12 protein-coding genes are annotated in these 13,858 nt (G+C 47.6%); 7 read left to right on the forward strand and 5 right to left on the reverse strand.

Features of this window, described 5'->3' with window-relative positions; translation table 11 throughout:
- Positions 1 to 36: 36 nt before the first annotated feature.
- Entirely contained in the window at positions 37 to 261 is a 225-nt protein-coding gene (locus CHA6605_RS23640; protein ID WP_015161894.1) for a ferredoxin-thioredoxin reductase variable chain, read from the reverse strand.
- Positions 262 to 551: 290 nt separating this feature from the next.
- Positions 552 to 1,943 (reverse strand): NAD-dependent malic enzyme, encoded by a 1,392-nt coding sequence (locus tag CHA6605_RS23645; RefSeq protein ID WP_041549871.1) that lies wholly within the window; start codon positions 1,941 to 1,943, stop codon positions 552 to 554.
- Between the two features lie 635 nt (positions 1,944 to 2,578).
- On the opposite strand from CHA6605_RS23645, the gene CHA6605_RS23650 reads away from it, so the two are divergent.
- A complete protein-coding gene (locus CHA6605_RS23650) occupies positions 2,579 to 3,388 on the forward strand; it encodes an SDR family NAD(P)-dependent oxidoreductase (RefSeq protein WP_041549873.1) in 810 nt (269 codons plus the stop codon).
- Positions 3,389 to 3,964: 576 nt separating this feature from the next.
- On the forward strand, positions 3,965 to 5,338 hold the full coding sequence (locus CHA6605_RS23655; RefSeq protein WP_198288393.1) for a GAF domain-containing protein: 1,374 nt from the start codon (positions 3,965 to 3,967) through the stop codon (positions 5,336 to 5,338).
- Positions 5,339 to 5,501: 163 nt separating this feature from the next.
- Here CHA6605_RS23655 and CHA6605_RS23660 read toward each other — a convergent pair whose 3' ends face one another.
- On the reverse strand, positions 5,502 to 6,458 hold the full coding sequence (locus tag CHA6605_RS23660; protein WP_015161898.1) for an Npun_F2552 family protein: 957 nt from the start codon (positions 6,456 to 6,458) through the stop codon (positions 5,502 to 5,504).
- A gap of 150 nt (positions 6,459 to 6,608) precedes the next feature.
- Between CHA6605_RS23660 and CHA6605_RS23665 the strand changes: the two genes are divergently transcribed.
- Together CHA6605_RS23665 and CHA6605_RS23670 are read left to right on the forward strand one after the other, a co-directional pair.
- Positions 6,609 to 7,493: an alpha/beta fold hydrolase gene (locus CHA6605_RS23665; RefSeq protein WP_015161899.1), complete on the forward strand. Its 885-nt coding sequence runs from the start codon at positions 6,609 to 6,611 to the stop codon at positions 7,491 to 7,493.
- Between the two features lie 121 nt (positions 7,494 to 7,614).
- Positions 7,615 to 8,724, forward strand: a complete 1,110-nt coding sequence (locus tag CHA6605_RS23670; protein ID WP_015161900.1) for an S-(hydroxymethyl)glutathione dehydrogenase/class III alcohol dehydrogenase — start codon at positions 7,615 to 7,617, stop codon at positions 8,722 to 8,724.
- 245 nt (positions 8,725 to 8,969) lie between these two features.
- Here the strand turns inward: CHA6605_RS23670 and CHA6605_RS23675 are convergent, their stop codons facing one another.
- Complete coding sequence (locus tag CHA6605_RS23675; protein WP_015161901.1) at positions 8,970 to 9,683, reverse strand: Crp/Fnr family transcriptional regulator; 714 nt, start codon at positions 9,681 to 9,683, stop codon at positions 8,970 to 8,972.
- Positions 9,684 to 10,149: 466 nt separating this feature from the next.
- Here CHA6605_RS23675 and pgsA point away from each other — a divergent pair, with 466 nt between their 5' ends.
- From pgsA to aroQ, 3 genes are all read left to right on the forward strand, one after another.
- Positions 10,150 to 10,698, forward strand: a complete 549-nt coding sequence (gene pgsA, locus CHA6605_RS23680) for a CDP-diacylglycerol--glycerol-3-phosphate 3-phosphatidyltransferase (RefSeq protein WP_015161902.1) — start codon at positions 10,150 to 10,152, stop codon at positions 10,696 to 10,698.
- Between the two features lie 303 nt (positions 10,699 to 11,001).
- Complete coding sequence (locus CHA6605_RS35210) at positions 11,002 to 11,142, forward strand: hypothetical protein (protein ID WP_041549875.1); 141 nt, start codon at positions 11,002 to 11,004, stop codon at positions 11,140 to 11,142.
- 21 nt (positions 11,143 to 11,163) lie between these two features.
- Positions 11,164 to 11,664: a type II 3-dehydroquinate dehydratase gene (gene aroQ, locus CHA6605_RS23690; protein WP_015161904.1), complete on the forward strand. Its 501-nt coding sequence runs from the start codon at positions 11,164 to 11,166 to the stop codon at positions 11,662 to 11,664.
- Between the two features lie 81 nt (positions 11,665 to 11,745).
- On the opposite strand, the gene CHA6605_RS23695 is transcribed toward aroQ, so the two are convergent.
- Positions 11,746 to 13,812 carry a PAS domain S-box protein gene (locus CHA6605_RS23695; RefSeq protein ID WP_015161905.1) on the reverse strand — a complete coding sequence of 689 codons (2,067 nt, stop codon included), beginning with the start codon at positions 13,810 to 13,812 and terminating at the stop codon, positions 11,746 to 11,748.
- Positions 13,813 to 13,858: the final 46 nt, after the last annotated feature.

Here is a 13,858-nt window from a genome sequence, read left to right on the forward strand (position 1 = left end):
AGGAGGTTGTAGTAATAATAAATGTGTCAATTAAGATTAAATGACTTCTAGCTCATCTTCTCGCAGGTGCGCGCGAAGCTTGTCATTATCGAACTTGACAATCAGCGGGAAATTAGCACTGATCGGGCGACCTTTCCATTCAGTAGCAATCTTATCGATCGTGCCTTCTTGGTGGAGAATATCGACAGCTTGGCCGCGATGTTTGGGGTGATGATAGATAACTACAGATGTTTTGACACGAACGCGATCGCCTACTTGCATGTTTTTTAAAAACCTCAGTTACTGAAAATTGATGAAGTGCTGTCTGTGTGAGTCAATCGAGTAGAAATACGACTCGCTCAATTTACTTCGATTGTCAAACATTAAATGATGAATTCTTATTCTCTCATAATTAGCAGATTTCTCGATCGATCTCGATAAGAAACGATACTGGTAGTAATCCAACTTTGGATGTTGCGGCTGCGTTCCGCGCGGGTTCCCCGCTCAATGAAACGCACCAAGCAGCCAGACAAGACAGGATTTTGGATTACCTAAAACCTAAAGCCTAAAACCTAAAACTTCGCAATGCCTTCCTCTCTGGCGGCTTTTTGCACCGCAGAAGCGACTGCTGTCGCGACGCGCTTGTCGAAGACAGAGGGGACAATGTATTCGCGATTGAGTTCGTTAGGATTGATCAGTGAAGCGATCGCTTTAGCGGCTTCTAGACACATGTTGATGGTAATCTGATTGGCACGACAATCGATCGCGCCTCGGAAGACGCCGGGAAAAGCCAGGACATTGTTGATTTGGTTGGGATAATCGCTACGTCCGGTTGCCATTACTGCGACATCATTGCTAATTAATTCTGGTTGAATTTCGGGAATCGGATTGGCCATTGCAAACACGATTGCATCCTTAGCCATCGATTTCACCATTTCTGGCGTGACTACTCCTGGCGCGCTGACGCCCAAAAAGACATCCGCACCCACCATCGCATCGGCGAGCGTCCCGGTTTGCTCGACGGCAAATTCTAGTTTCTCTGGATTTAAATCGGTGCGACTAGTGGACAGAATCCCTTTGGAGTCGCAGATACAGATATGCTTAACACCAGCAGTCATAAATAATTTGGCGATCGCGATGCCCGCAGCACCCGCACCATTAATGGTAATTTTGACAGTATCGAGAGACTTTTTGACTAATTTGAGCGAGTTTAATAAAGCCGCAAGGGTAACGATCGCGGTACCATGTTGGTCGTCATGAAATACGGGAATATCCAACTCTGCTCGCAATCGCGCTTCGATTTCAAAGCAACGTGGTGCGGCAATATCTTCGAGATTGATACCGCCAAATACTGGCGCGAGATGTTTGACAGTTTTGATAATTTCTTCGGTGTCTTGAGTATCCAGACAGATTGGGAACGCATCGAGTCCAGCGAATTCTTTAAATAACATCGCTTTGCCTTCCATCACAGGCATCGAAGCGGCAGCACCTAAGTTGCCCAATCCTAATACCGCACTACCATCGCTGACGATCGCGACTGTATTACACTTAATTGTTAGCTCGTAAACGCGCTCTGGCTCTTGCGCGATCGCCATACAGACGCGTCCGACACCTGGCGTATATGCCATCGCTAGATCCGACTGACGGGTAAGCGGAATCTTGCTCTCCATCCGAATTTTACCGCCGCGATGGAGTTGCATCGTGCGATCGAAAGTACTCGTGAGCCTTACTTCCGGAATCGACTTCACTACTTCGACAATTTGGTCGCCATGCTCGGTACTAGTCGCATCTACAGTGACATCGATCTGCGATAGCATTCGCGTTTGCTCGGTAATATCTAAGGTGCTGATATTTCCCCCGACTGAAGCGATACCCTGAGCGATACTCGCCAGCATACCCGATCGATTGGGCACTTCCAAGTGCATGGAAATACTAAAGGAAGAAGTAGGATTTAAATTTACCATCTCAGTTTTGAAGCGTCCACAACTAGCAGCCTTAATTATAAAGGTTCGCGCTCGCATCGATCCGGAATCATCGAATTAGCGAGGATGTTTCTGGTCTCGATCCGCAATATCCTTGCGGCTACTCATACCTCTCATCAAAATTGTACATTCTCAGAAATAATTGACAATTCATGACGCGATCGCCTTTACTACAAGCGCGATCGGGTATCATGTTACAGCTCAAATAGCTGCGATCGCGATCCCTGAGAAGTGTGTAGAGATATGTCACGATCCTAAAAGTTTACGAACAAATGTTGCGAATACTTGTCTTAGTTGATAGTGTGTGGTTATCGAATACGCTACATTTCCACTGCTTGTATTAACTAGAGGTATTCCATGCTTTGTCGCTCCCTCGCTACATGCTAGTCACTACTCGATCGAAGAGGTCATCCCCACGAGACTGAGCTGCTACTAATGTCTCCCCTCGCCAAGATCGCCAACAGCTTTTTGACAATATTTACCAGACACGATCGAAGATCGCGACCGTGATTTAAGTTCTAATTTCTGACTAAACATTTAGAGCATCGATATCCATGTCCGCATGAATGGGTTGGTGCTCGATTTACCCCGAAATTCTACCTGTGGAGGTTTTGAACGTGAAGATCCAAGGAAAAACAGCCCTCGTAACTGGGGCATCGCGAGGCATCGGCCAAGCGATCGCTTTTGAACTAGCCAAACATGGCATTACGCGACTCTTATTGTTGGCACGCAACGAACAACGACTGGCAGAAATTGCGATCGACATTGTGGCTATGGGTGTAGAGGTGATTCCCTTAGTAGTCGATCTCACAGATCGGGTCCGCGTCAATGTGGTTGTCTCTCAGGCATGGCGAGATTACGGGCAAATTCATTTACTCGTAAATTGTGCGGGTGTGGCTCATCAAGCTCCCTTTCTACAGTCGAAATTACCCGACGTCCAAGAAGAGATCGAAATCAATTTACTCGGCATGTATACCATCACCCGTCTCATCGCGCGACGAATGGTATCTCAACGCGAAGGCACAATCGTCAATGTTGCCAGTCTGATGGGTAAAGTAGCCGCACCTACGATGTCTACTTACTCGGCGACTAAATTTGCGATTCTCGGCTTTACTCAAGCCTTACGGGGCGAATTAGCCAGCCACAACGTCCGGGTCATATCACTGTTACCTAGCCTTACGGATACGGATATGGTGCGAGATCTGCAATTATTTTGGGGGGTCCTGCCGATGTCACCCCAACGCGTTGCACAGGCTCTCATCCGAGGGATCGAGCGTAACGATCGCGAAATTATCATCGGTTGGCAAAGTTATTTGGCAGTTTGGGGTAATTATCTAGTCCCTCGTTTGGTCGAACGTGCGATTCAGCTTGCAGCTCCCCTCCCCAGCCGAAATAATTCTTGGCTGAAACTGGGATTCAGAGGCTAGCACACAGATCGTTGCCACCGATCTAGTACTATGCGGCAGAAATTAACCAACTATTTCTTTCCCCGCTGTCTTGATGCGCTAACCCGTCGGGAAACCCGACGAGCGCGCATCGCTCCCCGCAAAATAGTAACCTTATTTGCGCCGTAGACTACTAGTTGCTCTAATCCCTCAAACGTAGCTCGAAATCGTGCCGAGGAATACTCGGTGCGATTTTCGGTGACATGCTACTAAAAAACATACTTTTTAGATACCTTTTCCCATACTCGTGCGATCGAGCTTGGGGATGCTGTATTTTGGCCGCAAAATTATCGAGAATGGCGGTTTAAAGCGATAATTTACTAAGTAACATTACTAGCATAAGCTACGCGATTATACTGAGCGGATAAATGAGAATGAGTTATATTAATTAAAGATACATAGCTGTAAATGAGATCGAAATGTCAGGCATTGAGTGTTCGCAACACCATCAGTGACTCAATCACCGATCTAGCGCAATGTATAAAAAATAACCAACTGGTTCGATCGAGCTTACAAGATAGTTGCCCTTTAGCCATTTCGATCTTTTTTGCGATAACTATGTTTACCAATCTCATCTCTAAAATCCACGATTGTTCGCGAGCAGAGGATATTCTCCACGCCAGTGTCGAAAGCGTCAAACAAGCACTCAACTGCGATCGAGCATTAATCTTTAGTTTACAGCCGCAGAGTATGGGGAGGGTAGTCGCCGAATCGGTGAATCTAGGGTTTCCACGAGCGTTTGACACGACAATCGACGATCCTTGTTTTCAAGCACGACATATCGATACCTATCGTCAGGGCAAAATTACCACGATCGAAAATGTCCGCGAAGCTAAGATTACATCTTGTTATGTCGAGATGCTAGACAAACTAGCCGTTAAAGCTAACTTAGTAGTGCCATTATTGTTACCAGATGGTGAGCTATATGGCTTATTAATCGTGCATCAATGCTCCCATCCCCGAGCGTGGAAACCAGAAGAAATTACCCTCGCTGCACAGATGGCTATGCAAATAGGTTGGGCATTAGATAATGCAGTGAGATGGTCGGAGTGCCAACGCATCCAATCATCGATCGATCGACAACACGATTACAACGATTTACTAACAGTCGCTAGCCAAAAAATTCATCAGGGGACGACTCGTGCGGAAGTATTGCAAATTGCCACTACTCAAGCTCAAACTATCTTAAAAGCCGATCGGGCAATTGTCTACGCATTCGATCGACCGAATACAGGTAGAGTGATTGCCGAATCGACATTACCTGCATTAGCACCAATTAGGGGCATTACGATCGAAGATCCCTGTTTTGAACCAGATTATATCGATAAATATCAACATGGTGGTGTCATGTCGATCGACAATATCCATCAAGCTGGCATCAGAGAATATTTTGTCGATAACTTAGTCAAAATTGCAGTCAAAGCCAGCATGTCAGTCCCAATTGTCGGCAGTCAGAATGAGTTATTTGGATTGCTGGTAGTGCATCAATGTTTTGACTATCGTAGCTGGCATGATGTAGAAGTAGATTTGCTGAGAAATATGGCCATTCAAACTGGTCTAGCTTTTACAAAAGCCCATTTTCAAGAAGAAATCACAGTAATGAAATCTTCGCTCAAGCGTGCTGGTTTAGTTAAAGAAACCATCACTAATGCCGATACTCAAATCCAGCACGTCAAAGAGTCACTTACCTCCTCCGTTCAAACTTTGGACGAAGCCAAACATCTGATGCGATTGCTCAGTCATGAAGTAGTTTCTCTCACTCAAAAGTTTTCGAGCGAAGATATCAATCTGATCCGAATTATTGCCAAGAAATTGCAAAGTAATACCGAATCAGCCACAATGGGTACGCTATCTTTGCAATCTAACATCGCCGAACTAGAAACCGCGATCGATTCAGCAGTTAAGGTCTATAAATCGCGGAAATATAATTAGCGGGGCGCGGGGCGCGGGGAGTTGGAATGGGTAAGATCGTCCTGTGCTCGTCAACAAGGCAGCATCGCTGCCCATTTACCTCATACCCTCTGCCTAAAACCTAAAACCTAAAACCTAAAACCTAAAACCTAAAACCTAAAGCCTAAAGCCTAAAGCCTAAAGCCTAATTCCGATACGCCGCCATTGGCTCCTTAATCAAGCGGATATAGAGATGGCGGAAGGTGGATTTAATCACTCGCGGGAGGGCAAAATCGATCGGTACTAGAGCTTCGGGTAACTTCCAATCGGTGCAGCTTACATCTACTGGACGCAGGAGCGGAAACTCGATTGATTCTAAAGAGGGAGCTAATCCCAATCGTTGTGCCGCAGCCGCTGTCGGGACTAGATGTGCATCGACATTCAACACTTCTAGCATTGCCACATCTAAAGCAAATACGTCCGTAGAAGCACCCAGAACGCCCAATAACTTTGGTTCGCCGCCGCTGGGGCCATTTCCCTCGTGGCCGATAATACCATCGATAATGGTCAAATTTGGGCTAATTGCGCGTGCGGTTTCGACGAGCATTTCGCCAAAACGTTCTGCACTTTTACCTGCTTCCATGTGCCACCAGGCTTTCATTTTGCCAGGAACGCAACCGAAGAGATTTTTGACACCCAGCGTCATCGTCAATTGGACGTGAGATTTGACTTTGGGTAAGTTGATGACTACATCAGCTTCGATCGCTTCTTTGCTAAGTAATAAATGATTGAAATTTTCGCTGGCTGTCTCGTAGCGTTTGCCATGAAATTCGACCACAGGCAGATCTAACTCGGCCATCATCGGTAAATAACCGTTAGATTTGGCAACGCCCATCGCACTCCCAAAAGCGGGACTATCGCCAAAAAAGGGCTTGCCACCTGCTGCAATTACCAGTTCGGCGACGCATCTAACTAATTCGGGACGCGTGACGCATTCTTTGGTCGGACGCGCTCCAGTCAAAAGGTTTGGCTTGAGTAAGACGCGATCTCCCGGTTTGACGAAAGTACCAATCCCACCTAGTGGTGCTAAGACGGCTTCTACTGACTCGCGGAGTCGATCGGTTTCGTAGGATGTGGCCCGAATTAGGCTGACGGTGGGCATAGGGGTGGATGGGTGGATGGGTGTGTGGATGAATAGTACTGACAGTCTAATCCTGTCAATCCTCAAATCCTCAAATCCTGATGGGGGATGGGAGGATGTCGATCGCGTTAGAATACCATTATTGTAAACTACAGTTTCGACACTCTTGCTATGACTTCGATCGCTACACCGACGGCAAATTCTACTTGGATGTGGCGCGGACATCAGATTAACTATCGGGCTGCCGGATCGACCGGAACAGCCGTATTGCTAATTCATGGATTTGGGGCTTCGGTCGGGCACTGGCGTAAGAATATTCCCGTACTGGCAGAATATTGTCGGTGCTATGCGATCGATCTGATTGGATTCGGAGCTTCTGCCAAGCCTCAAGCCGGGACAGACGTTGAATATACTTTTGAAACTTGGGGCGAGCTAGTTATCGATTTTTGTCGCGAAGTAATTGGTATGCCGACGGTCTTAATCGGTAACTCGATCGGCTGTATCGTCGCGCTCCAAGCTGCGGTGACCGCTCCAGAAGTCATCAGTGGCGTGGCCTTACTCAATTGTTCGTTACGCTTATTACACGATCGCAAGCGTACCGAAATGCCCTGGTATCGACGTTGGGGTACACCAGTCCTCCAGTCTATCCTCACTATACCAGCAATCGGCCATTTCTTTTTCGATCGACTCGCCCAACGCCAAGTCGTCCGCAAAATTCTTCTGCAAGCTTATCATCGACCCGAAGCGGTAACCGATGAATTAATCGATATCTTAATGGCTCCAGCCGCAGATCCTGGCGCGGCAGATGTATTTCTCAAATTTACCGCTTATTCCTGGGGGCCATTACCCGAAGATTTACTGCCACAGCTAACTTGTCCGGCGATCGCGATTTGGGGTGCGGCAGATCCGTGGGAACCAATCGCATTGGGTCGCGAATTGATGAATGTACCCTCGATCGATGAATTTTTTGAAATCCCCGCTGTCGGCCATTGTCCTCAAGATGAAGCCCCCGAATTAGTCAATCCGATTCTGACAAACTGGATTGCTAGTTTATAGTAGTGAAGGCTTTAGGCTTTAGGCTTTAGGCTTTAGGCTTTGGGTTTTAGGAACTGCATTCCAATCCGCAATCCGCAATCCGCAATCCACAATCCGCAATCCACAATCCACAATCCCATTCATGCAAGTAAAAGCCGCCGTCGCCTTCCAAGCAGGTAAACCCCTAGAAATTACCACCGTCGATTTAGCACCGCCGCAAGCGGGAGAAGTCCTCGTTGAAATTAAAGCCACAGGAGTCTGTCATACCGATGCTTATACCTTGTCGGGAGCCGATCCAGAAGGCTTATTTCCGGCAATTTTAGGTCATGAAGGTGCGGGGGTTGTCGTCGAGGTTGGATCGGGCGTGACGACGCTCAAAGCAGGCGATCGAGTGATTCCTTTATACGTGCCAGAGTGCCGAAATTGCGATTATTGTCTCAGCGGCAAAACCAACCTCTGTCAAGCGATTCGGCTTACTCAAGGACGTGGTGTCATGCCCGACGGGAGCAGTCGCTTTTCCTATCAGGGGGAGATGTTGCACCACTATATGGGGACTTCTACTTTTGCTAATTATACAGTCGTGCCCGAAATTGCACTCGCGAAAATTCGTCCCGATGCCCCATTTGAAAAGGTATGTCTGATCGGCTGTGGCGTGACCACTGGTATTGGTGCGGTGATTAATACGGCCAAAGTCGAAGTCGGTGCAAATGTCGTGGTGTTCGGTTTGGGTGGCGTGGGTTTGAATGTGATTCAAGCTGCAAGAATGGTTGGCGCAAACCAGATTGTCGGCATCGATATCAATCCAGCCAAACGCGCTCTGGCCGAAAAATTGGGGATGACTCACTTTGTCAATCCCCAAGAGGTTGAGGGCGACTTGGTCGCCTATTTGGTAGATCTGACCAAAGGCGGTGCTGACTACAGCTTTGAATGTACGGGAAATGTCAAATTAATGCGTCAAGCTCTCGAATGCTGTCACAAAGGTTGGGGCGTGAGCGTGGTTGTCGGCGTCGCTGGAGCAGGGCAAGAAATCAGCACCAGACCCTTTCAATTAGTTACAGGTCGTGTCTGGAAGGGTACGGCGTTTGGGGGTGCCAAAGGGCGGACGGATGTCCCCAAAATCGTCGATTGGTATATGGAGGGTAAGATTAATATCGACGATTTGGTAAGTAATGTGATGCCGATCGATCGCGTCAATGATGCCTTTGATGCCATGCGTCGCGGTGAAGTAATTCGATCGATCCTGACGTTTTAATCGATCGAATTACTTCGACAAGCGCGACAATACTGCTACGTGTTAGGTAGGTGTTAGGTGTTAGGTGTTAGGTGTTAGGTGTTAGGTGTTAGGTGTTAGGTGTTAGGTGTTAGGGGATCATCTACGCCCGTGCATATTCCCTAAAGCCTAAAGCCTAAAGCCTAAAGCCTAAAGCCTAAAGTCTAAAGCCTAAAGCCTAAAGCCTATTCTTAAGTAACTAGCAAATTAGATTATGTACCCGCTATCTAGACGATACTGGCTTCCAATGCCGATACATCTGGAATTAAGAGGATATCCTGGTTGCGGGCAATCAGTCCGGCTGCTTCCATTTTGGTTAGCACGCGGGTGACGGTTTCTCTGGCCAAACCGCTCATACTACTGAGTTCGCGATGTGGCAAATTAGGAATTTCCATCCCTGTAGAGACGGTTTTACCCTGTCCTTCAACTAAAAACAGGAGCGTATCGGCAACTCTAGAGGCACTGTTCGATTCTCGCAAGCGCAAGCGACGATTGACTTGGCGCAAGCGTCTGGCCATAAGTTGCGCTAAGCGCATTCCCGCTAGCGGCTCTGTCTTAAGCAGGCGGACAAAATCTTCAGCCGGGATATTAACGATCGTGGCAGGAGTCAGGCTCAAGACGTCAGTAGAACGCGGTACTTGTTCTAATGCGGCCATTTCGCCAACGATTTCGCCTCTACCGACGATATTTAGGGTGATTTCGCGGCCATCAGCATTGTAGGTGCGGATTTTGAGCCAACCGTTCAGGACAAAGTAAACCGAGCCACCCCAATCATTTTCCAGTAAGATCGTCTGATTGGCGGGATGATTGCGAATGGCGGCATGAGCTAGCACTGGTGCTACCGCTGCGGCTGGCAATTCACTCAGAAAAGGTACTGAAGCCATCGCCTCTTGAAGGGAGATCTGCGTTGGAGTTTGAACGTTGTAATGTCGATTGTCCATACTGTTGGTTTCAATATACTGAGGGTAGAAGAGATCCAGTCAAGACAAGGTTGGGCTTTTCCTCCTACTTCGCGAACGATCTGTCAGTGTAGCCAGCTTTGTGCAAGGATTACTTTAAAGTAGGTGAGTGTTTTTGCTAAACTTGCCGATCGACAATAATAGGGTTGTCTACAGCTATCGCGGTTACACTCTAACATTGTCGTCCGACGATGTTACCAATGTCACTGGAGCTAATCTTTATTTGTAGTGCGATCGAACGATGACTTACCCTCAGTATGCCCATAGATTATCCCGTTCGCGCTATTTCTGCACAACTTTTTTAGAGTAAGGCTTTAGGCTTTAGGCTTTAGGCTTTAGGCTTTAGGTTTTAGGTGAAAGGTGAAAGGTCTGAGGCTTTGTCGAACAGCGTTCCACCCATCCACCCATCCACCCACCCACCCATCCACCCATCCACCCCTCTCCTCTTATGAATTTGCCAAATTCGATTACACTCTCGCGGCTGCTGGGTTTGCCTGTAGTCGTTTATTGTCTTTATAGCGATCGTCTCACCTGGCGGTGGATTGGGTTGGGAGTATTTTTGGTAGCTGCTTTAACTGATTGGCTCGATGGCTATCTGGCGCGGAAGCTAGATTTAGTCACCGATTTGGGCAAATTTCTCGATCCGTTGGTGGACAAGTTACTGATTTTGATTCCGCTGTTAGTCTTAATCGAGTTACATCGGGTACCTGCTATCGGTGTCTGTTTAATTCTGACCAGAGAATTGACGATCGCGGGTTGGCGAGTGGGTCAAACGCAAATTAGCGGTGCGAATATCTGGGGTAAGCTCAAAACTATCTCTCAGATTGTAGCGATCGCGATAATAATTACGCCCTTATCGGCTGCGGATCTGCCCTGGCACGTCGATAATTGGCATCTGTATGGTTTAATTGCTTTTTGGCTCTCGGTCGCTTTGACGCTCGTTTCTGGCGCAATCTATTTGATCCCCGCACCAACTCCGTCTCGACCTGGATCGTAGCTAGTAACATTCTCTCATTTTTCTCTACTAAAACGGTTTCCAGTTTTCTTAACATTTAATTAAGGAAGTCGATTCGGCTGACAAAATAGAGGCCAACGCTTTGACTAGTATGATTTGCAGGCTCAGACAAGGCATGAATTTGTGTAAATAATTTTGCCAGCCAGATCCCACGCTCATGAGATTTCGCTTTACAATAGGTAACAGTAAGCAACCTAAACAGCGAGAAGATCGCACTTGGTAGAACCCCAATCTATTGGTGGAGACACTGGTTCAGGCTTAGTAATTCTTGGAGTAAGGTATCTGATGGACTATATCGAAAGAGTGCTAGAAAAACTAAAGCACTGGGCTGGCAAACTTATTGAGGCGTTGCTTGGCCCAGAAATGCAGCCCGAACCCGAATTGATTCCTATTCCTGTAGACGATCGAATCCGCCAGCGCAGATAGTCACCAGGCTATATTAAACATATGTCAAGCGTTGGTGAAATTGAGTCACTAGGAAAGCGCGCTCTTATTAATTTGAGCGTGCTAGTCCTGCATGGGCCAAATTTAAACCTCCTTGGGCTGCGAGAGCCACAGATCTATGGTGCGTCAACACTGTCTCAAATCGACGATCGACTACTAGAACTCGGTCTGTCGCTAGGGACTAAAGTCGAGTGTTTGCAATCAAATCATGAAGGTGCGCTAGTAGATGCCATCCATGCAGCAAGATCGCGACACCAAGGGATTGTCATTAATGCTGGGGCTTATACACATACAAGCATTGCCATCCGCGACGCGCTCGCGGGGGTGCAAATTCCGGCGGTAGAAGTTCATTTGAGTAACATTCATCAGCGCGAGTCATTTCGCCACCATTCCTACCTAGCAGCAATTGTTGTCGGTCAAATTAGCGGGTTTGGCCCTCATAGCTACGAACTAGGTTTGCGCGCGATCGTCGCTCATCTTCAGAAATCGGCGTCGATCGATTGAAGCTAGAAGATAGAGGGGGGAGTTAGGAGTGGGGAAACGATCGAGAGTTAGATCTTAAACTAGTAATAAATAGAAATCTTACTAGCCGCTCGATGCTCGATTAATTCCCAATTTACTACTGGGGTTGCTGTCTTGTGGGGAAGGCGATCGAGGGATAATACAAGAAAACGTACTGCCTTCACCCAAGACACTTTCGACCCAGATATTGCCGCCATGCTGCTCGATAATACTGCGACAAATCGCTAAACCCAAACCAGTCCCCTCACCACTGCGCGCATCAGAAGCATCCACTTGTTGGAATCTTTCAAAAATGACGCCTAATTTGTCACTGGGAATCCCCCGTCCGCAATCTCGGACTTGAAAGAGCATCTGTCCGGTTTGTTTGGTAGCAGTAAACCAGATCGTACTACCACTAGGCGAAAACTTAATGGCATTACCGAGCAAATTGGTAAAAGTTTGAATCATCCGATCGGAATCGACCCACACTTGACCGCCTGTATCGCTGACACTGAGCTGGACGCCAGCTCTCTCGGCAATCGGTTCGATCGCATCGACAGCTTTGGCCATTAATTCCGAAACCTTGCAAACAGATTTGACCATTTGCACCGTCCCCGACTCGATCCGTTCGATATCGAGGATATCATTAACCAATCGCATCAAACGATCGGTACTATCTACGGCAATAGTTAATAACCGCTTTTCCTTTTCTGGCTGGTCGTGTAACAAGCCACTGTCGAGCATCTTCAGCGAACCATAGATCGAGGTCATGGGCGTGCGGAGTTCGTGGCTGACGATCGCAATAAACTCATCTTTAATCCGCTCCATTTGATGTCGATCGGTGACATCTAATACCAGTGAAAAGATCGATGCCATGCAACGCGTATCGTCTAACTGGACTGAGTTATACCACTCGCAGCTAACGATCGTACCATCTTGGCAATAGTTGCGATTGATGGTAACGTTGCTAACTTCGATGCCAGCAGTAAGTCGTGCCATGATTTCACTAATCCGGTCGGCATCTTCTGGCACCACAAATTTCCATTCATTGGGTCGTTTGCCCAAAACTTGTGCCGACGACCACCCGAAGATCTTTTCCGCTGTTGCCGACCAGCGACTGACGCGAAACTCGCGATCCCACTCGATCGCGGCGAGGGGCGAATTTTCAAAATGAAAGTTGACTTTCTGAAGGGCATTGCGTAAGTCATTCTCGATCTGCTGGCGTTGGGTAACATCGCGCAAGATAATCGTGGTGACTTTTTCGGTACCAAATTCTAAATACGAAATAGAGGCTTCTGCTGGAAATTGGCTACCATCCCGTTTGGTGCCGATGACTTGTTTTCTGTTCTCTAGCGGTCGAGCGACACGCTCGCCAGTCGATAGTTCGGGGGTGAGGTGCCACCGGATGCGTTCGCGATCGACATCGATAAACCCAACAGGGAGTAAAAGATCGAGCGATTGACCGATTGCTTCTGAGGCTGGATAGCCAAAGATTTGTTCGGCACCTTGGTTGAATAAAGCGATCTTGTAGTTGCCATCTACTGCAATGATGGCATCGCTAGCGATTTCGAGAATTCCGGCAAATCGCGATTGAGAGATTTGGAGTGCCGCCTCCGCTTTGTGACGTTCGAGCAATTCTTGTTGCAATCGATCGTTAATTTGTTGAAGGTCTTGAGTACGTTCGAGTACCCGACGTTCGAGATCGATTTTGGCTTGACGCAGAGCTGTTTCGGCACGTTCGCGTTCGATCGCATAACGAATCGATCGCAGTAATAAATTACTATCGACTTGGCCTTTGACAAGGTAATCTTGCGCGCCTTGTTGCATAGCCGAGATCGCCAGATTTTGGTCGTCTAACCCCGTCAAGACAATAATCGGGATATTGGCATTGCGCTGGTGGAGCGTCAGAAATGAGCTGAGTCCTTGGCTATCGGGGAGGGAAAGATCCAGTAAGATCGCATCAAAACGGCTGTGTTCTTTACCTTTAGCGGCCTTGTCCTCGATCGAGGCTAACCGATCGATCGCTTCAGCTAAAGTCATAACTGGGGTAATCTGACACCGAGTCGTCGTCACCTCGCGTAATATTTCTTGTAATAATCGGATATCGCCAGGATTGTCTTCAATAAGCAAAATGTTGAGAACAGTAATCATGCTGTGCTCGCGTTAGGGGACTGGATGGGTGGACTGTACTACCTGA

Origin of the sequence: Chamaesiphon minutus PCC 6605 (assembly GCF_000317145.1) — a bacterium.
In the GTDB taxonomy this organism is placed as follows: Bacteria; Cyanobacteriota; Cyanobacteriia; order Cyanobacteriales; family Chamaesiphonaceae; genus Chamaesiphon; species Chamaesiphon minutus.